The organism is Streptomyces sp. NPDC058257 (assembly GCF_042881845.1).
Classification (GTDB): domain Bacteria; phylum Actinomycetota; class Actinomycetes; order Streptomycetales; family Streptomycetaceae; genus Streptomyces.
In genome coordinates, this window is record NZ_JBHVXJ010000026.1 from 26,529 (window position 1) to 47,724 (window position 21,196).

The following is a 21,196-nucleotide window of genomic DNA, read 5'->3' on the forward strand; positions in this document are numbered from 1 at the left end:
CGCCGCGATGGGATGACGATTCGAGCACTGGACGGACCTGCGGCCGCGGAGCCTTCGGAACGCGACGGGTGCCGACGCCGCGTGAGGCGCCGTGTGCGGTGACCGTGCGTCCAGGCGGTGAGCGGGACGGCCCTCAGTGTGCGACTCCCACGGAGGAGGTGCGGCCCAGCTCACGCTCGGTGCGGCGCATCATGATGGAGTCGGCGATTTCGCCGCCGCGTATCGCGATGTTCGACAGCAGGGCGGACGTCAGGCCGTGGGTGTGTTCGGTGCCGCCCTGAAGATAGACGCCGCAGTTGAGTTCCGATGCGGAGACGAGGCGGTAGTCGCGCTCCACCCGGTGTTTTCCGGTCGTGTCGCGCTGGAAGTGCCGGTCGAAGTCGCCGAGCAGGCGGGCGGGGTCGAGGCTGTCGTAGCCGGTGGCGAAGACCAGGGCGTCGACGGACAGTTCCTCCGTCGAGTCGTCGAGGATCGAGCGCAGGACCACCTGCGTCCCGTCGGCGGTGCTCTTGACTTTGGCGACCCGGGCGAGGTTGCGGAAGTGCAGCCGCTGGCGGCCCTGGACCTGTTCGTCGTAGGAGCGCTGGTGCAGGGACCGGATGACGTCGGAGTCGACGACCCCGTAGTTGGTGTTGCGGTGGTAGCGCCAGAACGCGTCCCTCGCCTGCTGGGTGCCGAAGTAGTAGTCGTCGACCGCGTCGGGGTCGAAGATCTGGTTGGCGAAGGGTGTGTCGTCGGCGATGGAGTAGCCGTAGGAGGGGATGACAGCGGAGACCTCGGCGTGCGGCAGCGAATCGTAGAAGAACCGGGTGATCTCGGCCGCGCTCTGGCCGGCGCCCACCACCGCCACGTTCTTGAGATCCTGCGGGGACCGTGAGTTGTACTTGCTCAGGAACTCCGAGCTGTGCCACACCCGTTCGTCGGACGTCACGCCATCGGGCAGGCGTGGCACCAGGCCCGTGGAGATGACCACGTTGCGGGTGGTGACCGTGCGGGTGGCGCCGTCGCCGCCGCGCACCTCGATCTCCAGGAGGTCGGGCGCCTGGGCCCCGTTCTCGGTGGCGGGCCGGATCGAGGTGACTTCGGTGCCGTAGCTGACCCGGTCGCCTAGGCCGGAGGCCGCCCATTCCAGATACTGGTGGAATTCCTGCCGGGTCGGGAAGAAGTCCTGGTTGTTCACGAACTGCACCAGCCGGTTCGAGGCGTGCAGATACGAGACGAAGCTGAACCGGGACATCGGATCCCGGTAGGTCGCCAGGTCCTTGAGGAACGAGATCTGCATGGTCGTCGACGGCAGCAGCATGTTCCGGTGCCAGCCGAACGTGGGCTGCCGCTCGAAGAAATGGGACCTGACCGGATTCTGCGGATCGCTCGCCCCGTGCTCCTCCAAGGCGATCGCGAGCGACAGGTTGGACGGGCCGAACCCGATACCGACCACGTCGTAGATCTCTTCGCTGCTACCCGTTATACCCATTGAAGTTTCTCCCGCTTGCGTCTGGAAAACTCGGCTGTTGGTCCGAGAGACCGTTCTGCAGTGTTGCTCCGGATTCTGTCCAAGACCGCTCAAAGGCAACTTGAATACGGCATGAAGGCCGTTCGAGAGCTTCTCAAGGTTCTGTCCAGGTAAGCGGAAGTATGCTCGGCGCGGATTGTCCGACTTTCGAAAGGTGATTCAGAATGTTCGTGCCGAGCTTCTATCGAGAATCGGACAGTTCGTGGATGGTGGACCTGATCCGAGGCAATCCGCTGGCGCTCGCGGTGGCCAACGGATGCCCCAAGAACGGCCCCTTCGCCACACATCTGCCGGTCATCTTCGACCCCGAGACATCCGCCGACTGGACCGGCGAGCTGCCCGGCGCCACGCTGCTCGGGCACATGAACCGGGCGAACCCGCACTGGGCGGCCCTTGAGACGGGCGGTGTGCTGCTGCTGACGTTCACCGGCCCGCATTCCTATGTGTCGCCCACGGTGTACGAGGTGACGCCGGCCGCACCGACCTGGAACTTCACGGCGGTGCACGTCCGGGGCGTGGTGGAGAAGATCGACGAGACGGAGGAGACGCTGGACGTGGTGCAGTCGACCGTGCGCGCCTTCGAGGGCGCGTTCGGCGACGGCTGGGACATGACCGAGTCGCTCGGCTACTTCCGCAAGATAGCGCCCGCCGTGGGGGCCTTCCGGCTCAAGGTGACCGGGGCCGAGGGCATGTTCAAGCTCAGCCAGGAGCAGCCGGGCGAGGTGCGCGACCGGGTGCGGAAGTCCTTCGGGGAGAGCGCTTGCACGTACAAGCGCGAGACGGCGGGTCTGATGAGCCGGCTGCCGTGACGTGCCGTGGGCATGGGCACACAGAATCCACGTCCGCGGTGTTCAGGCCACCGCCAGCACCTCTTCGAACGCCTCGGACAGGGCCTTGTGGAAGCAGTCGAGAAATGTGTCCACCTCACCTGCCGACACGATCAGCGGGGGCGCGAGCCGGATGACGTCCGGCGCCACCGCATTCACCAGGAGCCCCTTGTCCTGGGCCGCCTGCTGCACGCGCGCCGCGACCTTCTTGTCGAGCACGATGCCCAACAGCAGTCCGGCGCCGCGGACTTCGCGCACCAGCGGATGGCCCAAGGCCTCCAGGCCGCGCCGCAGCCGCTCTCCCGCCTGGGTGACGTGGTCGAGGATGCCCGCACCCTCGATGGTGTCCAGTACGGCGAGGGCGCCCGCGCACACCACCGGGTTTCCGCTGAAGGTGGATCCGTGGGCGCCGGGCGTGAGCAGCCCCGCCGCCGCGCCGAAGGCGAGCGTCGCACCGATGGGCAGGCCGCCGCCCAGGCCCTTGGCCACGGTGACCACGTCCGCCTCGACGCCTTCCGCCTGCGCCGCGAACCAGCGGCCCGTGCGCCCGATGCCGGTCTGGATCTCGTCAAGGACGAGAAGGGTGCCGGTCGCCGCGGTGATCTCGCGGGCTGCTCCGAGGTAGCCGGGCGGGGGCACGACCACGCCGCTCTCACCCTGCACCGGCTCAAGGATCAGCAGCGCGGTCCGCGGCGTGACGGCGGCACGCAGGGCCTCTACATCCCCGTACGGTACGTGGCTGACATCGCCCGGCAGCGGCACGAAGGGGCGCTGCTTGTCGGGCTGGCCGGTGAGGGCGAGAGCCCCCATGGTCCGGCCGTGGAAGCCGCCGGTGGTGGCCACCATGTGGGTCCGGCCGGTGAGTCTGCCGATCTTGAAGGCCGCCTCGTTGGCCTCGGCCCCCGAGTTGGAGAAGTAGACCCGGCCCTCGCGCCCGGCGAGCCCCAGCAGGCGCTCGGCGAGTCGCACGGTCGGTTCGGCGATGAACAGATTCGACACGTGGCCGAGCGAGCCGATTTGCTCGGCGACGGCCCGTACGACCGCGGGGTGGGCGTGTCCGAGTGAGTTGACCGCGATACCGCCGACGAAGTCGAGGTACTCGTTGCCCTCCGCATCCCAGACCCGGGTACCCCGACCCCGGACCAGGGGCAGCCGGGGCGTGCCGAAGTTGTCCATCATGACGCCCTGCCAGCGCTGGGTCAGCGCCGTGTTGCCCGCCCCGATGATGTCCGCGCCTTCGCTCATCGTGTCTCCTTCGTGGATACCCCGCACGCCGGCGCGGGGAGGTGGTCAAGAGGCGTACGCGCTGTTCTCGTGGACGTACTCGGCGGTGAGGTCGTTGGCCCAGATGACGGCGGAGTCCGTGCCCGCGGCGAGGTCCACGGTGAGCCGGACTTCACGCCCGGACATGTCCACGAGGGCGCGGTCCTCGCCCACCGATCCGTTCTTGCAGACCCACACGTCGTTGATGGCGACGTTGAGCTCGTCGGGGCGGAAGACGGAGCCGGTGGTGCCGACGGCGGACAGGACGCGGCCCCAGTTGGGATCCTCGCCGTGCAGGGCGCACTTGAGGAGGTTGTTGCGGGCGACCGACCGGCCGACCTCGACGGCGTCGTCCTCGCTCGCGGCGCCCACGACCTCGATGCGGATCTCCTTGCTCGCGCCCTCGGCGTCCGCGACGAGCTGCCGGGCCAGATCGGCGCAGACCTCGCGTACGGCATCGGCGAACTCCGCATGTCCGGGCTCGACGTGGGCCGCGCCGGAGGCGAGCAGGAGCACGGTGTCATTGGTGGACATGCAGCCGTCGGAGTCGACGCGGTCGAAGGTGACCCGGGTGGCCTCGCGCAGCGCCGTGTCGAGGACGCCGGAGTCGAGCGCGGCGTCCGTGGTGAGCACGACGAGCATCGTGGCGAGGCCCGGGGCGAGCATGCCTGCGCCCTTGGCCATGCCGCCCACCGTCCAGCTGCCCCCGGACCCCGTTCGGGGGGACCCGTAGGTGACGGTGGCCGTCTTGTGCACGGTGTCGGTGGTCTTGATGGCGACGGCGGCCCGCTCACCGCCGCTCTCGGACAGCTGGGCCGCGGCGTCGGCGACGCCCGAAAGGAGCTTGTCCATCGGCAGGTTCACACCGATGAGGCCGGTCGAGGCGACGGCGACCTCACCGGAGCCGACGCCGATCACCTCGGCGGCCCTCTCGGCCGTGGCGCGGGTGTCCTGGAAGCCACGGGGGCCGGTGCAGGCGTTGGCTCCACCGGAGTTGAGGACCACGGCGGAGATCACGCCGCCCTTGACGACCTGCTCGGACCAGAGCACGGGCGCGGCCTTCACCCGGTTGGAGGTGAAGACGCCGGCCGCGGCCCGACGCGGTCCGGTGTTGACGACGAGCGCCAGGTCCGGGTTGCCGTTCTGCTTGATTCCGGCGGCGACGCCCGCCGCCGTGAAGCCTCGTGCCGCGGTGACGCTCACGGTGCGACTCCGATCGTGGAAAGCCCCAGACCCTCGGGGAGGCCGAGGGCGACGTTCATGCTCTGGAGGGCGCCGCCCGCGGTGCCCTTGGTGAGGTTGTCGATGGCGCTGATCGCGATGATCCGGCCCACCGCCGGGTCGACGGCGACCTGGACCTGCGCGGCGTTCGACCCGTACACGGCCGCGGTGCTCGGCCACTGCCCCTCGGGCAGCAGCCGGACGAACGGCTCGTCGCCGAGCGCCTTCTCGTACACGGCCCGTACGTCGTCCGCGCCGACCCCGGGCCGCGCCGCGGCGGAGCAGGTGGCGAGGATGCCGCGTGGCATGGGGGCCAGGGTCGGGGTGAAGGAGACGGCGACACGGCGGCCCGCCACGGCGCCGAGGTGCTGGCGCATCTCCGGGGTGTGCCGGTGGCCGCCGCCCACGCCGTACGGCCGCATGGAGCCCATGACCTCGCTGCCGAGCAGGTTCGCCTTGGGCGCCTTGCCGGCGCCGGACGTGCCGGACGCCGCGACGACCACCGCCTCCGGTTCGGCGAGTCCCGCCGCGTACGCGGGAAACAGGGCCAGCAGGACCGCGGTCGGGTAGCAGCCCGGCACCGCGACACGCCTGGTGCCCGCCAACGCGGCGCGGGCGCCCGGCAGTTCGGGCAGTCCGTAGGGCCAGGTGCCCGCGTGCGGCGAGCCGTAGAACGTCTCCCAGTCGGCGGCGTCCGCGAGGCGGAAGTCCGCGCCGCAGTCGACGACCAGCGTCCGATCGCCCAACCGCGAGGCCACGGCGGCCGACTGGCCGTGCGGCAGGGCGAGGAAGACGACGTCGTGCCCCTTGAGGGAGTCGGCGGTGGTGGGGCGCACCTCCCGCCCGGCCAGCGGAGCCAGGTGCGGTTGCAGCGCGCCGAGCCGCTGTCCCGCACTGGAATGCCCGGTCACAGCACCGATCTCCACGTCGGGGTGGGCCAGAAGCAGGCGCAGGAGCTCACCCCCCGCGTATCCGCTCGCTCCCGCCACGGCTGCTAGCACTGTCATGAACCCTCCCGTTTGGCAGGCATGTGGTTCTCATGTGATCCGGGCCCTGTCCTCCACGGCGCTCGCGGCTCAGAAGGAGCGCGTCGCGCCCGCCGCATCGAACGCCGTGCCCGCGTCCCGTTCGATGTGCCGCAGCAGCGGACCGGGACCGCCCTGGAAGGAGAAGTGACCGCCGCCGGGGACCCGCAGGCCCACGCTGGGCCCGAACAGGGCGTGGGGGCAGGTCAGTGCGGGCTCGATGTCCAGCGGCAGGAAGTCCGCGAGGCGGCCGGCGGCGTCCGTGATCGGAGGCTTGTCGCTGAGGCGTACGTGGCCCGGGGCGGGGAGCAGCCGCACGTCCCACGTGTCCGGCAGCCCGGCCGACCGGTGACGGTACAGACGGTGTGAGCCCCCCCCGCGTGGTGCGGGACGAACAAGCGCAAGGCGGGTCGTGTGCCGTCCATCGCTCCCCCTCGCATCGGGCCGCGCACCTTCGGACCATAGAACGGCGGTCGGCCGAGGGGGTGCGGGCACCAGGAGGGCTCTGCCGCCGGTGTGGCGGCTCTTGAGCGTTCCTCAGGTGGTGTGGCGGGGCCCGGCGAGCAGGACATGGAGGTGCTCGTCGTGGAGCTGCTCGTCGCCGAACCGCTTGGCCAGGGGCATGGTGCCCTCAAGGTCGAATCCCGCCTTCTGGGCCACCCGGCAGGAAGCGATGTTCTCCACGCCGTGGGTCAGCAGCAGCCGGGCGAGCCCCAGATCGCCCAGGGCCCAGCCGATGACGCTGCGCACCGCGGCCGTGGCCACTCCCTGTCCGCGTGTCCACGGGGCGACGCGGTAGCCCATTTTGGCCTGCGAGTTCGCGCGGTCGATGCTGTGCACGGCGATGTTGCCGGCGTAGCGCCCGCTGCCGCGGTGGATGATCGAGAAGGTGGCGTGCGTGCCGCCGGACCAGTCCGCTCCGGCGAGGCAGTCCCTGATGGCCGATGCCTTGTCGGTGACCTGGCAGCGAGGGTTCCACAGCCGGACGTCCGGATCGACGCCGAGCGCGAGAACCTCCATGTGCTCGTCCACGCTGGGGGGACGGAGCAGGAACTCGCCTGCCGTCAGTGTGCGAGGCACCAGCGGATCGGCGGGCGCCCGCAGCCGGGCGAGCAGTCGCGTGCCACCCTCGTGCGTGGAGACGGCCACGTCGTCGGTCCGGGCGAGCGGCGGCGCGGGGGCGGCGGCCCGCTCCATGAGGCCGGTACAGCTGTGGAGGTGCGCGTGGCGCAGTGGCTGGTCGCGCTCCTGAAAGTCCTCGTTCACCGGTTCGTCCCTTCGCCGGACTTCGCTGTGCTGGGCGCGGATCTGCCGGTCGGAACCACGCCATGGCAAGGCACTTGAGGTTCGCCCAAGAGCGACCTGGCCTCGGGCCGGGAGCCCCGGTGCGCGACGTACGGAAGTGAGATCGGCCGCGTCGCGTCCCTGGGATGAGGACGCACGGCAGCCGATCGGCCCGTCTGCTGTCCGCTCCGGTTCGAGCGGTGGTGCGGGGCCCCAGGCCTGCTGGGCCGGGCCGCGGTCGTCGTACGGGCTCGGCCGCGTCGTCGAGTCTCCGTCCGCTGCTGAGCGCACGCACCTAGCACTCGACGTCACATGAAACAGGCACTCAGGTCAGACCCGTGAACGCGGCGAAAACGTCGTCGAGTTGGTGTGTGTGCACGGTGAGCGAGTCGGCGGTGACCGCTGCCGCGTCGAGGACCGCGAGCACGGCCCTCAGGGTCTCGACACCCGCCCCGCCGGGGATCTGGAGAGTGAGCGTGGCGGGGTCGCTCCACGCCTCGCCGAAGCCCTGGCCCGATGCGGCGCCGAAGGCGGCGGCAGCACCTGCGAGCGCGCTCGCGTCGGCGAACCGCAGACGGATGAGAGCGTCGGGCGGATCACTGCGGGGCAGCGGCCGGAGCTCGGGATGGCCGGGCTCGGGCTCTGCCCCGATCAGGGCGCTCAGCAGGACGAGCCGGGCTTGGAGGGAGAGGGATACGGCGAGAGTGCGGGCCAGGCCGCGGGCCGCCTCCCTGTCTGTCTCGGCCGCGGCGGCAAGCTCGTGGCCGAGGGCCGTCAGCTGGGAAGTGAGATCCACCGGGCCATCGGTCGGGGGAAGAGTCGTGGGCAGGTGTGTCACGAGCACTGCCCTCGCCCGTGCTTGAGCGTCACCGTTCGGGTGCCGACGAGCCGGGTCGCGATGTACCGGGTCGCGATGAGCCGGGACGCGGTGAGCCGCGATGTGGTGAGCGGGGACCGGCCGCTGTGGCGCCTTGCCGAGCCGTTGGTCCGATGCTGCCGCTGCCGTCGCCGGTGCTGCTCCTGCTCGTTCACGGCGTGACCTCCCTCTCGTTCGGGTCCGGCACGATCAGCGTGCCTGTCTTGTCGTTGCTGAACATTTGCAGGAGGACCGAGTGTGGGATTCGTCCGTCGATCACTCTGGCTGCGCCTACGCCGTTGCGTACGGCGTGCAGGCAGCCGGTCATCTTGGGCACCATGCCGTCGTTCAGTTCGGGCAGGAGTTTTTCGAGTTCGTCGGCGGTGAGCCGGGGTATGACTTGTTGGCTGTGTGGCCAGCCCGCGTAGAGTCCCGGGACGTCGGTCAGCATGATGAGTGTTTCGGCGCGCAGTGCTGTGGCGAGGGCGGATGCCACGGTGTCGGCGTTGACGTTGTAGACCAGGCCGTCCTCGGTGCTGCGGGCCAGTGGGGAGACTACGGGGATGCGGCCGTCGGCCAGGAGGCTGTTCAAGGCGTCGGTGCTGACGCTGGTGATGTCGCCGACCCGGCCGACGTCGACGGGTTCTGCGTCGATCCAGGGTATGCAGCGTTTGGCGGTGAGGGTGTTGGCGTCTTCGCCGGTCATGCCGACGGCGAGGGGGCCCAAGCGGTTGATGAGTCCGACCAGTTCGCGCTGGACCTGGCCGGCGAGGACCATGCGTACTACGTCCATCGCTTCGGGGGAGGTGACGCGGAGTCCGGCTTTGAACTCGCGTTGCAGGCCGCGTCGTTTGAGTTCGGCGTCGATCTGGGGGCCTCCTCCGTGTACGACCACGGGCCGCAGTCCGGCGTAGCGCAGGAAGACGATGTCGCGGGCGAAGGCGGCGGTGAGGTCGTCGTTGACCATGGCGTGTCCGCCCAGCTTGATGACGACCGTCCGGCCCTGGTGACGGGCCAGCCACGGCAGGGCTTCGTCGATGGCCTCGGCCTTGGCCAGGTCGGGGTGCGTGTTGGCAGGCACCAGGGGCACGTTGACGGTCATGAGAACCTCGCACGCCGACGGGCGAGTCCGCCGACCGGGCAATTGGCGCTCACAGGCACGACTCCTTTTGTGAGGGACTCCGGCTACCGCAGCAGGGTCCCGAGGATCGGTGGACGTACGCTTGAGTTCGGGACGAGAACGCTTGGTCGCGATGCGTACTCTTGGGATAGCGGGTTGTTGAGCGGGGTCTGTTCGGTGCCGCCCTGGAGACGGACGCCGCAGTTGGGCTCCGATGCGAAGATGAGGCGGTAATCGCGCTCCACCTGGTGTTTTCCGCCCGTGTCGCGCTGGAAGTGCTGGTCGAAGTCGCCGAGGAGACGGGCGGCGGGGCCGAAGCTTTCGTTTCTCCCGCTCGCGTCAGGAAAACCCGGCCGAAGAGGGCCGGGCAATCGTCTGAAGTGTGGTTCGGGGAGCGCCTCAAAGGCAACTAGAAAGCCACATGAAGGTCCTTTGAGAGCCTCTAAAGAGCTGCTCGACATCCGAAAGCATTGTCCTGTTGACGGGACGGAGACATGCTGGACACGGCTTCTCACAGTCTCCGCACGGCACGGTGGGCGGCGTATGCGCCACAGTTGACGCGCGACCAGTCAGGATCCTTCGTGAGACGAGTCGCGGGCGGACAGCAGAGAAGGCCCTCGGGCGGCCGAGTGAGAGGTCTGATGCCTCAACTCGCGCTCTCCGGGGGCCTTCCGGCTCACAGGTCAGCGATGATTCAGGTGCCGGTGGCCACCGGCACAGCCTGCTCGACGTTCGCGGGCCGTGCGTTCTCCTGGGAAACCCCCACGCCCAACGCGGCCACGCCCGTGATGCCATCGCACCCGGAGATCTCCCCGCGCTCCTGCGGCCTGCCGAGGTCCTCCAGGGCGCTCGCGGCCGCGCTGTCCAGCGTGGCCGTGACCCACTGCTCGAAGTCGACACCCAGCTGCTCCGCCGCCTTGTGCCACGACTGGAGGCGGTTGCCGGGAACCTCCAGGCGGTGGCTGGGCTCAGTGGGTGTGTGTGGCTGCTGCACGCTCTGGCGTGCGGCGCGGAGGGCGCCGCGCAGCTGTTTGGTGGTCCACTGCTGCTGCTCGGCGCGGTCGAGCCACAAGTCCTGTTCCTCGATCGGCATGGAAGTCAGCTCGGCGTGGTGCTGGAAACTCAACGCGGACCGGCGGCGACTGAAGTCGAAGCGTCGTGAGACCCACGCGTAGTTGCGCAGGGTCTGGTACGAAAGGCCGATGGCGCGTATCCCGCGCTGATAGCGGTCGGTGTAGTGGTCCTTGCCGTAGACGAGCCAGTCACCCAGCCACCAGGAGGACGAGTCGATGAGCCCGGCGAGTTGGCGCCCGGACCGCTCCCACTCGTCGTAGGCCATCCCGGTCGGCATCTGCAGACCCACCTTGGTCGTCAGCACCTGGCCCCGGCCCGGTCCGGCTCCCGCGGTGGGTGACTGCCGTGGCGGGGGCTGGGAGAGGGAGGTTGTCGGGCCGCTCTGCGACCCCAGGGTTGCACTGGCCTGCTGCGCCATCACGCCTCCTTGAGTTGGGTGCACACAACCGGCCAGCAGTCTCGCGGGACGGGCTGAAGCGGCGCCGGTGCGGTGCTCGAATATTTGCGCGGTCAACTTTGTGTTGCGTGGCGCCGATCGTCCGGTGACGTGCGTCGTTCGGGCAGGCCATCCGGCGGGGGACATCCCGTCGGGTGCCGGACGGCCAGGCGTTGGCAGTCCCAGGCTCAGCCGGAGCGCGTCGCGTCCAGCGCGGCAAGCGCCGTGGTCGCGTCCTGTGTGATCTGGCGCAGCAGCGGCCTGGGATCGTCCGCGAAGTAGAAGTGGCCGCCGTCGAAGACCCGCAGACCCAGGAAGTGCTCGGTGTGCTCCTCCCAGCCCTTCATCAGCAGGGGAGAGGCGGAGTGGTCATCGCCGCCGGCGTAGGCCGACAGCGCCACGGGCAGCGGACCGGCGTCGGTGGCAGGACGCCAGTTGGCCGCCATGCCCAGATCGGCCCGGATGATCGGTGCGAACATGGACCACAGGTCGGCGTCGTCGAGCACCTCGTCGGGCGTGCCTCCCATCTGCCGCAGACGGGTCCGCAGTTCGGCGTCGGACAGCTCTTCGCGGTCCTCACTCACCCGTTCCGCCGACCGCGGTGCCGGTTGTGCGGAGACGCCGACCCATACCGGCGATGGCAGGCCCTGGTCGACGATCCGTCGGGTGATCTCGTACGTCAGGGCGGCGCCCATGCTGTGCCCGAAGAGGGCGTAGGGGCAGGTCGCTTCGGGCATGATCCGGCGCAGAAAGTAGTCGGCGAGACGGCCGACGTCTGTGATCAGCGGCAGATCGAGCAGGTGGCCGTGGCCAGGGGCGTCGAGCAGCCGTACGTCCCACGTGATGGGCAGCTCGGCCGGCCAGTCGCGGTAGAGCAGATGAGAGCCCCCCGCGTGGTGCAGGACGAATACGCGCAAGGCAGGTCGTGAGTGGTCCATCGTTCCCCCTTGGATCGGGCCACGCGTGGTTGACGATAGGGCGTGGTCCGTGGGGTAGGGGGTGGGCGCGAGGGGAGTTCCGCTGCTGTTGGAGCGGGTCTTGAGTGGTTCTGGGGTGGCTGGTGGCGTCGGGGGTGGGTTCTTGGGTGGGTTGGTGGGCGTGTCTTCGGGGGGCGGCCGGGCATCGTGGCACATGGAGGTGGTGGGGTACAGAGGTTCGTGGTGGGTGTGGGGTCGGGTGGGGGGTTGGCCGGTCTGGGGGCTTGCTGCTCTTGTTGGGCTGGGGGCGGTGTTCTTACGGTGACGTCGCAGTGCCGGGGTTGCTGCTCGTGCCGGATGTCCCGTTGACCGGACAGTGCCGGGTGGCGGCTTGTGTCCGGTGTCTTGTTGCGCCCGGTCCGGTGGTGCCCCATTTCCTGTAGCTCCGTGACGGTTAAGGACGGTGCCTGTTGAGCACGAACCCGTTTGATGATGAGGACGGCCGCTTCTTCGTCGTGGTCAATGGCGAGGAGCAGCACTCCCTGTGGCCGGTGTTCACCGAGGTGCCTGCCGGGTGGCGGGTGGTCTTTGGTGAGGCGGCCAGGGCCGACTGCCTTGAGTATGTGGAGCGGAACTGGACCGATCTGCGTCCCAGGAGCCTGCGCGAGGCCATGGCCGCGGACTGAACACCACCCGGATCCGATGGCGGCCCGCCGAGGAGCCACATCGGCAAATGATCGGTGAACGCCCAGGAAGACGCATCGAGTGGGGAGCTGAAGGCTGTGACGGGCGCTGTGAGAACCGTGAGCAGGTACAAGACGAAGCCGGTGGACACCAGCGATGACCTGGCGCAGCGCGACGTGGTCCTGTCCTTCCTGGGTGCACAGGCCAAGGTGCAGAAGACGGGGATGACCTTTCCGCAGAACATGCCGGAGGAGTCCTGGGAGCGCATAGGCACCAACCTGCGCGAGCTCGTGAACTCCTCGGCGTGGTGGCTGGCCGACTGGCTGCTCTACGGGGAGGCCACCTACGGGTGGCGGCGGTACAAGGAAGCCATAGAGCGCACGGGGCTCGACTACCAGACCCTGCGCAACTACGCGTGGGTGGCCAGACGGTTCGAGCACCAGCGCAGGCGGGACAGCCTCAGCTTCGCCCACCACGCCGAAGTGACCCGCCTGTCGCCGCCGGAGCAGGACTACTGGCTGCGCAAGGCCGAACAGCAGAAGTGGTCGCGCAACGAACTCCGCAGGACGGTCCGCGCCAGCCTCGCCGTGCAGAGCGACACCGCCGAGCTCTCCCCGAACGCAGGCGACGAGCAGCAGGAAGTGCCGCGCATCGACACGTCGGCGGCCGCCGAAAGGCGCCAGCAGAAGGTCACCACGCTCACCATAGAGCTCTCCGCCGGCCAGCTGGACCACTACTCGAAGGTCGCGGCCGCGCACGGACTGCCCGTCGACAAGTGGGTTACGCAGGTGCTCGAAACGGCTGATCGGCAGACCGCCTAGGGCGCATCGCCCAGCACTGCACATCGTCCAGCACTGCACATCGCCCAGCACTGCACATCGCCAAGCACCGCGCACCGTCCAGCACTGACGTTTCCCCGTGGTCTCGTACACGTGATCGTCATGCCGCGAGGGTGTGCTGACGCCGCTGCCTGGTCTCGGCCGGAGCGAGGTGGCCGGGAGTCCGACCCTTGCGCAGGCGGCGGTTGTAGAAGTGTCCGGCTTGTTCTCCCCGACGGTCTGTGTCTTCTCCGCCGTACGCGGCCGCGTGCCGTCGTCGACCGCGGCCGACACGGTGCGCACGATCCAGGCGTTGACCCGACAGGACCTGGCGGCTCGCGGCCTCCTCGGCGCGCGACTTGAGGTCGGCCGGCGGACGGAGGTCGACGCGGCCGGTTCCTCGGGGCCATGCCGGCGGACGGCAGCGTCACCACGAAGCCGGGGTCAAGACCGCGGAGCCGTACGTCGACCGCACGTCGACCGCACGTCGATCGAGCCCGGAGCGAGCTCGCATCCTCCCCGCCGGATTCGGCCGCCACCGCGCGCTCACGGCGCAGGGTGTCGGCAGCCGGGGTGAGATCCACGACGTGAGCATGTCGGCACTCTGACGCCAGGCGCGAGCCTGGATGGCGCCGCCTGCGGGTGGGGCGTGCGGGTGGCGCCTGCGGGTGGGGCGTGATCCGCGCCCCATGGCATCGTGTGTGCCGCTAGGTGGTGTCATGGGACACCACGCGGTGTCTCACCCCTGCGGCGACGGACCGAACCAGGTGGTGAGTGCGGCCCGGAGCGCGGAGACGTCGGGCGCTTCGCCGTCGGCGGCCCCCCAGGCGACATGGCCGTCGGGGCGGATGAGGAGCGCGGCGGGAGCGGGGATCTCGCCGATCGCCGGCACGGGCCAGAAGTCGTCCTCGCTCCGTGCGTCGACCAGCTCCACGCGATCGGCCCAGCCCTTGGCCACCGCCGCCAACTCGGCGCCGCCGCCCAGATCGAGCAGTACGGGGCGGCCGGTGTGCAGCAGTTCGTAGACGCCGATGGTGCCGTCCGGTGTCTTGAGGTCGGCGTCGGGGACCCTGCGGCCCGCCAGCGGGTGGTCGCCGTCGACCGGGTAGCGGATGTCCAGCGCGGTCAGCATGTGGCGCAGGTACCGGTTGACGTCGTCGAACACCATGAGCGCGCCGAACACCTCGCGCAGCGCGTCCGTCTGGGCGCCGGGGCGGAGCAGGGCCGACTGCGCCCGGGTGTTGTGCAGAACGCGCTCCGCGACGGGGTGGCGCTCGGCGTGATAGCTGTCCAGCAGGCTCTCCGGCGCCCGGCGGCGCACCACCGAGGCGAGCTTCCAGCCGAGGTTGACCGCGTCCTGCACGCCCATGTTCAGCCCCTGCCCGCCGGCCGGGAAGTGGATGTGCGCCGCGTCGCCCGCGAGCAGCACTCGGCCCGCGCGGTACCGGTCGGCCTGCCGCGCGGCGTCGTTGAACCGCGAGACCCAGCGCGGCGCCCGCATCCCGAAGTCGGTGCCCGCGATCCTGACCAGCGACTCCCTCAGCTGCTCGAACGTGGGGGCCTCGTCGCGGTCCGCGACGCGGTCGTACTCGGACGCGATCACCCGGTACCAGCCCGGCTCGAAGGCGATCGCCGAGTAGTCGCCGCCCGCGCAGCGCCGCACCCACACGTAGTCCTCGGGCAGATCGGGGAGTTCGACGTCGCCGATCAGCGCGGTCATCGTCGCCGGAGTGCCGGGGAAGCCGATGCCCGCCAGCTTGCGCACCGCACTGCGCCCTCCGTCGCAGCCCACCAGATAGCGGGCGCGCAGCGTCGCGGATTCCGCCTCCGCGGCGGCCGTGGCGATCTCGACCGTCACGCCGGTCTCGTCCTGGTCGATCCCGGTCACCTCACAGGACCTGCGCACCCGCACGCCGAGCTCGGCGGCCCGCTCCTCCAGAAGCTGCTCGATGGCCGACTGCAGGATCGTCAGCGGGTAGGGGTGCCGGGACTCGGACTCGTCGAAGTCCAGGTAGAGGGCGGAGAAGTGGCCCACCGGCTGCAGTTCGCCGACCGCGAGGAAGCGGTCCAGGATTCCGCGCTGGTCGAGGACCTCCAGGGTGCGGGAGTGGATTCCGCCGGCCCGTGACTCGCCCGTGCGCTCCGCGAGCCGCTCGACCACCACCACGTCGACGCCCGCGAGCCGCAGCTCGCAGGCGAGCATCAGGCCCGTCGGTCCGGCGCCCGCAATCACCACGTCCGCGTCCACGTCCACGTTCATGTCCGCGTCCATGTCCGCGTGTCCCACGTCGCCGGTGTGTCCCACGTCGTTCCCCATTCCCCTGCGTCGCTGACGTCGTTGAACCGCTCTCACGTTCACGGAACGCGAACGGGACGGTCAACGGGACCGGTGCCGGGGCGGTGCGGGGCGCTGTCGGACTTGCCTTGTCCCGCCGGCGGGACGGTCCTCGGGGGCGTCAGCATGCAGGCCCGCCGGTCCGCTCTCAACCCCATCGGTCGGCGCGGGCCGGTGGGCCGCCGACGCGGTGTGGGCGCAGGGGAATTCACGCGACACTCCATTTGGCCATTCAAGGAATTTGTCTCGCCGGCGGGACAGCGCAAAGGGCCCCGGAGGAAGGAAAGCGGCAATGAATTCGTCGCCGCAGGTTGTCCACCAGCTGGGTGGACAGGACGAGACGTCAGAAGGACGAGCCGCACCTTTGAGCACTCCGGTGCCGCTGGCGCAGGAAATCGCGGAGCTGTGGGCGCGGCACCTCAATGGCGCCGAAGTCGGGGTGGACGACGACTTCTTCGCGCTCGGCGGCAATTCGCTGACCGGCATAAAGATCATCGACCAGGTTGCGCAGGACTACGGAGTCCAGCTGTCCGTGCGCGACTTCTACCTGGCCCAGACTCCGGCCCGGGTCGCCGAGCTCATCGAGCAGGGGAGGGCAGTGGCGTGAGGTTGACGCCTGGTGCCGGGCGCGACATCGACCTCGATCGCGTCGACCTGTTCGACCTGGACCTCTACACGTCGGGCGACCCGCACCCCATCTGGGACGCCATGCGGCAGAAGGCGCCACTGCACCACCAAGTCCTGCCCGACGGACGGGAGTTCTGGTCCGTCACCCGTTACGAGGACGTCTGCCGCGTGCTCGGCGACCACCGCGAGTTCACCTCCGAGCGCGGCACCGTACCCACCCACCTCGGTACGGACGACGTCGCCGCCGGAGTGCTCCTCACGTCCACCGACCCGCCGCGGCACACCGAGGTCCGCAGGCCGCTGGGATCCAAGCTCACCATGCGCGCGGTGAAGTCCTGGGAGGACAGCATCCGCGCGACGGTCGTGCGCTTCCTCCAGCCCGCGCTCGAAGGTGAGACCTTCGACCTGGCCGAGAAGGCGCTGCTGCTCCCCGCGATGGTCACCGGACCCCTCCTCGGGATCCCCGCCAAGGACTGGGAAGAGCTCGTCCAGCTGACCGCGATGGTGACGGCTCCCTCGGACCCGCACTTCCTTCAGGGCAGCGAGGCCGCGACCCTGGCCATCTCCCACCACGAGCTGGTCACCTACGTCAAGGACTGGGTCAAGGAGCGCAGGGCGTCCGGAGGCGAGGACGACAGCCTGCTCCAGCACCTCATGAGCGTGCGCCCGGGAGGCGAGGCGCTCAGCGACGAGGAGATCGCGCTCGACGGCTACAGCATTCTCCTGGGCGCCAATGTGACGACGCCGCACACCGTTTCCGGCACCGTGCAGGCGCTCATCGAGCGGCCCGAGCAGTTCGCCAAGGCACAGGCCGACCCGAGCCTGATCCCGAACCTCGTCGAGGAAGGCCTTCGCTGGACATCGGCCGCCTGCAACTTCATGCGGTACGCCGTCGACGACATCGAGATCGCCGGAGGCACCATTCCGGCCCGCGGGGCGGTCGTCGCCTGGATCGGCTCGGCCAACCGGGACGCGTCCCAGTTCACCGACCCGCACGACTTCGACATCACGCGGAGCAACGCCAAGCGCCAGGTCGCCTTCGGGTACGGGCCGCACTTCTGCATCGGTGCGCCGCTGACCCGGCTGACCCTGCGCGTCTTCTTCGAGGAGCTGCTCCAGCGGTTCGGCTCCATCGACCTGGCCGGTGAACCGCAGCACCTGCGGTCGTACTTCATCGCCGGGATGACCCACCTCCCCATCGTCGCCGAGAAACGACTGACGCCATGACATCCGGCTCCGCCACCGTCACATCGCCGTGGTTCGTCCGGCCGCCGTCCGACCACACCGCCCGGATGTTCTGCTTCCCCTTCTCCGGGTCCGGGGCCTCGGCCTTCAGCGCCTGGCCTGCCGCCATCGACGACGTCGAGGTCAGCCCGGTGCAGTTCCCCGGCCGCGAGAACCGCCTCGGCCACCCGCACTACGGCACGTACGAGAACCTCGCCGCCGACCTGGCCGGGCCCCTGGAGCCAGTGCTCGACCGGCCCTTCGCGTTCTTCGGGCACTGCGCGGGCGCACTGCCCGCGTACGAGACCGTGCTCCGGCTCGCCGAACTCGGTCTGCGCACGCCGGACTGCCTCTTCGTGTCGGGCCAGCCGGCCCCGCACGACGCCTCGCGCGACCGGATGCTCACCATGACCGAGCCCGAGCTGCGCGCCGAACTGGAGTCGTTCATCCGCGGCCGGGGCATCGAACCGCGGCCGGACATGATCGACATGGGCATGGTCGTGCTGCTCCGTGATCACGCCGCGGCGGGCGCGTACCGGCGGGCCGAGCCGGTCGCGGTGCCCTGCCCCATCGTCGTACTGCACTGGCGGGACGACCCCGACGTGAGCCTCGACGAGCTGCGGGGGTGGCGCGGTTACGCGGACTCGGTCGAATTCCGAGTGGTCGACGGCGGCCATTACGACTTCATGGACGCGCCGGACGAACTGCTGAACCTGTTGACCTCCTGGCGGTGAGAGCGGTGAGAGCGGTGCAGCCCGCAGGAGCCGTATGTCGAGGGAACCGGAAAGGATCCGCATGAGTGGCGCAGCCACCGGTATTGCCGTCATCGGGGTGTCGTGCCGCTTCCCCGGCGTGCACGGCCCGAGCGATTTCTGGCGCCTGCTGGTCGAGGGGCGATCGACCGTCGGAACATTCCCCGGGCACCGGGCGGCCGACGCGAACTCGACGTACCTGTCCCATCCGGACGGTGACACCCTCGACGCGGGTTCGTTCTTCGACTCCATCGACGGGTTCGACGCCGGGTTCTTCGGGACGAGTGCGGCGGAGGCGGCCGCCATGGACCCCGTGCAGCGCCTCGGGCTCGAGCTCGCCTGGGAGGCCGTCGAGGACGCCGGTGTCCCGGCGGCCTCGCTCTCGGGCCGCGCGATCGACGTCGTCGTCGGCGCCGCGCCCTCCGGGTACGAACTGCTGCGCAAGCTGTCCGGCAGCGACCAGGACGACCACTACGCCGCGCTCGGTTCCAGCGGCGCGCTGATCGCGAACCGGATCTCGGGCCTCTTCGACGTCCGCGGCATGAGCTACTGCGCGGACTCGGGCCAGTCCTCCTCGCTCGTGTCGTTGTCCCTGGCGTGCGACCGCATACGCGGCGGCGCGGTCGACATGGCCATCGCGGGCGGCGTGCACCTGATCACCGACCCGGAGGCGGGAGCGGGCCTGGCGAATCTGGGCGCCCTCTCGCCCGACGGCCGCTGCTTCACCTTCGACGAACGGGCCAGCGGTTTCGCCCGGGGCGAGGGCGGCGCCTTCGTCCTCCTGAAGCGGCTCGACCTCGCCGTCGCCGACGGCGATCACATCTACGCGGTGGTACGCGGCTGGGGCGTCGGCAGCGGTGGAGCGTCGAGCCGGATGCCCGATCCCAGCCCCGAGGGGCAGGCGGCGGCCGTGCTCGCGGCCCTGGAACGCGCGGCTGTTCCGTTCGACGGTGTCGACTACGTCGAGGCCCACGGCACCGGCACCCGCGTCGGCGACCCGGCCGAGATAGCCGGTCTGCGCGAGGTCTTCAGGGAAACGGGCCGCAGCCGGCCGCTGGCGATCGGCTCGGTGAAGACGAACGTCGGTCACCTGGAGCCGGCCGCGGGAATCGTCGGCTTCGTGAAGGCGGCGCTCTGCGTGGACCGTGCGCAACTGGTCCCCAGTCTCAACTTCCGCTCCTCGAACCCCGCCATCGCCGACTTCCATGAGGACTTCGAGGTCCTGCGGGCCGCGCGGCCCTGGCCCGGCGAGCCCGGCCGGCCGCGTCGGGCGGGGGTGTCGGCGTTCGGTCTCGGCGGCACCAACGCGCACGTGATCCTCGAACAGGCACCCGGCGATCGGGCGGAACCGCCCGCCGCCGGTGAGGACTTGGCCTCCGCGGAATCCTCCGGGCCATCTTCCTGGGCACCGTCCGCGGCTGTGCCGTGGGTGCTGTCGGCGCGGTCGGAACCGGCGCTGCGGGAGCAGGCGGCCCGGCTGCGGGAGCTCGTGGCCGCGGACGCGTCGCTTTCGGCCGTCGACGTGGGGCATGCGCTGGTGTCGCAGCGGTCGTCGTTCGAGCACCGGGCGGTGGTCCTGGGCGGCGGCCGTGAGGAGGCACTCGCGGGCCTCGGCCTGGTGGCGGCGGGCGGCGGCTCGGAGCGGGCGGTGCGCGGGACGGCCACGGACCAGGCGGGTCCTGTCGTCTTCGTGTTCCCCGGCCAGGGCTCGCAGTGGCTGGGCATGGGGCGGCAGCTGTACGCGGAGTCGGAGGTCTTCGCGCGGTCGATCGACGCGTGCGAGCGGGCTCTGGCGCCCCATGTGGACTGGTCGCTGGTGGACGTGGTGCGCGGCGAGGAGTCGGCCGCGTCGCTGGACCGGGTGGACGTGGTCCAGCCGACGCTCTTCGCGATGATGGTGTCGCTGGCGCAGGTGTGGCGGTCGCTGGGAGTGGTCCCCGAGGCAGTGGTGGGGCACTCCCAGGGCGAGCTCGCCGCGGCGTGCGTGTCGGGCGCGCTCTCGCTCCAGGACGCGGCGCGGATCGTCGCCCTGCGCAGCCGGGCCCTGACCGATCTGGCGGGACTGGGCGGGATGAGCGCGGTGGCCGCGCCCGTCGAATGGGTCCGAGGCCGGTTGGAGCGGTGGTCGGGACGGCTCTCCGTGGCCGCGGTAAACGGGCCCGCTTCGGTGGTCATCTCCGGCGACGACGAGGCGCTCGACCAGTTCGCCGAGACGGCGGCCGGTGACGACGTCCGGGTGCGACGGGTCAGGGTGGACTACGCGTCGCACTCCCACCATGTCGAACGCATCCGTGCACGTCTGCTCGCGGACACCGAGGGTGTCTCGCCGAGGGAATCGGCGGTGAGGTTCCACTCCACGGTCACCGGCGGCCTGCTCGACACCCGCGTGCTCGACGGCTCGTACTGGTACGACAACCTGCGCTCGATGGTGCGTTTCGGCGAGGTCGTCGAAGGCCTGATGCGTGAGCGCGGCGGCGTGTTCGTGGAGGTCAGTCCGCATCCCGTGCTCCAGGTCGCGATGGAGGAGGCCGCCGACGCGCTGGCGGCCCCGCCGACCGTCGTGAGCACCCTGCACAAGCAGGACGGGAGCGCGGGCAAGGTCCTGGCGTCGCTGGCCGAGCTGCACGTGCGCGGCCTGCCGGTGAACTGGAAGGCGGCCTTCGCCGCGGACCGGCCGCGCCGGGTCGCCCTGCCCACGTACGCGTTCCAGCGGCAGCGGTACTGGCTCTCGGCGTCCGGCGACACCGACACCGACACGGACACCGCGAACACTCCCTCCGCGCGAGCGGACGGACCGGGCGCGGGCGCCGGACCGGCGGACCTGGGCTCGCAGTCGGCGGTCCTCACGCTGGTACGCGCCGAAACGGCGGCGCTGCTGGGCGCGAACGGAGTGGCTCTGACGGAGGCCGAACTCACGGCGCGGTCGACCGAGACCTTCAAGACCCTGGGATTCGACTCCTCGATGGCCGTGCGGCTGCGCAACCGGCTCACCGCTGCGGCCGGCGTACGGCTCCCGGCCACGGTCGCGTTCACCTACCCCACGGTGCGCAAGCTCGGTCTCCACATCTTCTCCCTCCTGGAGCCCCGGACGCCCGAGGTCCTGGAGCCCCAGGCCCCCGAAGTCCCGGAAACGGTGGGGGAGACGAGCCCGGAGAGCCACAGTGACGACGATTTGTACGCATTGATCGAGCGCGGATACGCGTAGCCACACCTGTTCGTC

Annotated in this window: 19 protein-coding genes and 1 pseudogene; 7 read left to right on the plus strand and 13 right to left on the minus strand. The window is 70.3% G+C overall.

Annotated features, from left to right (window positions below):
* Positions 1-133 precede the first annotated feature (133 nt).
* A complete protein-coding gene (locus ACFVXC_RS37765) occupies positions 134-1,474 on the minus strand; it encodes a lysine N(6)-hydroxylase/L-ornithine N(5)-oxygenase family protein (RefSeq protein ID WP_389915223.1) in 1,341 nt (446 codons plus the stop codon).
* A 203-nt stretch (positions 1,475-1,677) separates the two neighbouring features.
* Here ACFVXC_RS37765 and ACFVXC_RS37770 point away from each other — a divergent pair, with 203 nt between their 5' ends.
* Positions 1,678-2,322: an FMN-binding negative transcriptional regulator gene (locus tag ACFVXC_RS37770; protein WP_389915225.1), complete on the plus strand. Its 645-nt coding sequence runs from the start codon at positions 1,678-1,680 to the stop codon at positions 2,320-2,322.
* Between the two features lie 42 nt (positions 2,323-2,364).
* Here the strand turns inward: ACFVXC_RS37770 and ACFVXC_RS37775 are convergent, their stop codons facing one another.
* From ACFVXC_RS37775 to ACFVXC_RS37820, 10 genes are all read right to left on the minus strand, one after another.
* Positions 2,365-3,585: an acetylornithine transaminase gene (locus ACFVXC_RS37775; RefSeq protein ID WP_389915227.1), complete on the minus strand. Its 1,221-nt coding sequence runs from the start codon at positions 3,583-3,585 to the stop codon at positions 2,365-2,367.
* Positions 3,586-3,630: 45 nt separating this feature from the next.
* Positions 3,631-4,806 carry a bifunctional glutamate N-acetyltransferase/amino-acid acetyltransferase ArgJ gene (gene argJ / locus ACFVXC_RS37780; RefSeq protein WP_389915230.1) on the minus strand — a complete coding sequence of 392 codons (1,176 nt, stop codon included), beginning with the start codon at positions 4,804-4,806 and terminating at the stop codon, positions 3,631-3,633.
* Complete coding sequence (gene argC, locus ACFVXC_RS37785; protein WP_389915231.1) at positions 4,803-5,831, minus strand: N-acetyl-gamma-glutamyl-phosphate reductase; 1,029 nt, start codon at positions 5,829-5,831, stop codon at positions 4,803-4,805. The genes argJ and argC overlap by 4 nt, the downstream gene beginning before the upstream one ends.
* Before the next feature lie 69 nt (positions 5,832-5,900).
* Complete coding sequence (locus ACFVXC_RS37790; RefSeq protein ID WP_389915234.1) at positions 5,901-6,167, minus strand: hypothetical protein; 267 nt, start codon at positions 6,165-6,167, stop codon at positions 5,901-5,903.
* 219 nt (positions 6,168-6,386) lie between these two features.
* Positions 6,387-7,115 (minus strand): GNAT family N-acetyltransferase, encoded by a 729-nt coding sequence (locus ACFVXC_RS37795; RefSeq protein WP_389915237.1) that lies wholly within the window; start codon positions 7,113-7,115, stop codon positions 6,387-6,389.
* A gap of 343 nt (positions 7,116-7,458) precedes the next feature.
* A complete protein-coding gene (locus ACFVXC_RS37800) occupies positions 7,459-7,929 on the minus strand; it encodes a hypothetical protein (protein ID WP_389915240.1) in 471 nt (156 codons plus the stop codon).
* A 38-nt stretch (positions 7,930-7,967) separates the two neighbouring features.
* The gene (locus ACFVXC_RS37805) at positions 7,968-8,165 is read right to left on the minus strand and encodes a hypothetical protein (protein ID WP_389915243.1); all 198 of its coding nucleotides are present in this window, start codon (positions 8,163-8,165) and stop codon (positions 7,968-7,970) included.
* Positions 8,162-9,091 carry an acetylglutamate kinase gene (gene argB / locus ACFVXC_RS37810; RefSeq protein ID WP_389915246.1) on the minus strand — a complete coding sequence of 310 codons (930 nt, stop codon included), beginning with the start codon at positions 9,089-9,091 and terminating at the stop codon, positions 8,162-8,164. The genes ACFVXC_RS37805 and argB overlap by 4 nt, the downstream gene beginning before the upstream one ends.
* A gap of 712 nt (positions 9,092-9,803) precedes the next feature.
* Positions 9,804-10,601, minus strand: a complete 798-nt coding sequence (locus ACFVXC_RS37815) for an LmbU family transcriptional regulator (RefSeq protein WP_389915249.1) — start codon at positions 10,599-10,601, stop codon at positions 9,804-9,806.
* Between the two features lie 206 nt (positions 10,602-10,807).
* On the minus strand, positions 10,808-11,557 hold the full coding sequence (locus ACFVXC_RS37820; RefSeq protein ID WP_389915252.1) for a thioesterase II family protein: 750 nt from the start codon (positions 11,555-11,557) through the stop codon (positions 10,808-10,810).
* Positions 11,558-12,006: 449 nt separating this feature from the next.
* On the opposite strand from ACFVXC_RS37820, the gene ACFVXC_RS37825 reads away from it, so the two are divergent.
* Together ACFVXC_RS37825 and ACFVXC_RS37830 are read left to right on the plus strand one after the other, a co-directional pair.
* A complete protein-coding gene (locus ACFVXC_RS37825; RefSeq protein ID WP_389915255.1) occupies positions 12,007-12,222 on the plus strand; it encodes an MbtH family protein in 216 nt (71 codons plus the stop codon).
* Positions 12,223-12,339: 117 nt separating this feature from the next.
* Positions 12,340-13,041 (plus strand): LmbU family transcriptional regulator, encoded by a 702-nt coding sequence (locus tag ACFVXC_RS37830; RefSeq protein WP_389915258.1) that lies wholly within the window; start codon positions 12,340-12,342, stop codon positions 13,039-13,041.
* A gap of 222 nt (positions 13,042-13,263) precedes the next feature.
* Here ACFVXC_RS37830 and ACFVXC_RS37835 read toward each other — a convergent pair.
* Positions 13,264-13,622: pseudogene (locus ACFVXC_RS37835) on the minus strand (hypothetical protein); the annotation flags it as partial.
* 155 nt (positions 13,623-13,777) lie between these two features.
* A complete protein-coding gene (locus tag ACFVXC_RS37840; RefSeq protein WP_389915261.1) occupies positions 13,778-15,343 on the minus strand; it encodes an FAD-dependent monooxygenase in 1,566 nt (521 codons plus the stop codon).
* A gap of 394 nt (positions 15,344-15,737) precedes the next feature.
* Here ACFVXC_RS37840 and ACFVXC_RS37845 point away from each other — a divergent pair, with 394 nt between their 5' ends.
* From ACFVXC_RS37845 to ACFVXC_RS37860, 4 genes are all read left to right on the plus strand, one after another.
* On the plus strand, positions 15,738-15,980 hold the full coding sequence (locus tag ACFVXC_RS37845) for an acyl carrier protein (protein ID WP_389915263.1): 243 nt from the start codon (positions 15,738-15,740) through the stop codon (positions 15,978-15,980).
* Positions 15,977-17,227 (plus strand): cytochrome P450, encoded by a 1,251-nt coding sequence (locus tag ACFVXC_RS37850; RefSeq protein WP_389915266.1) that lies wholly within the window; start codon positions 15,977-15,979, stop codon positions 17,225-17,227. The genes ACFVXC_RS37845 and ACFVXC_RS37850 overlap by 4 nt, the downstream gene beginning before the upstream one ends.
* Complete coding sequence (locus tag ACFVXC_RS37855) at positions 17,224-17,958, plus strand: thioesterase II family protein (protein ID WP_389915269.1); 735 nt, start codon at positions 17,224-17,226, stop codon at positions 17,956-17,958. The genes ACFVXC_RS37850 and ACFVXC_RS37855 overlap by 4 nt, the downstream gene beginning before the upstream one ends.
* A gap of 61 nt (positions 17,959-18,019) precedes the next feature.
* Positions 18,020-21,181 carry a type I polyketide synthase gene (locus ACFVXC_RS37860; protein ID WP_389915272.1) on the plus strand — a complete coding sequence of 1,054 codons (3,162 nt, stop codon included), beginning with the start codon at positions 18,020-18,022 and terminating at the stop codon, positions 21,179-21,181.
* The last annotated feature ends 15 nt before the right edge of the window (positions 21,182-21,196 follow it).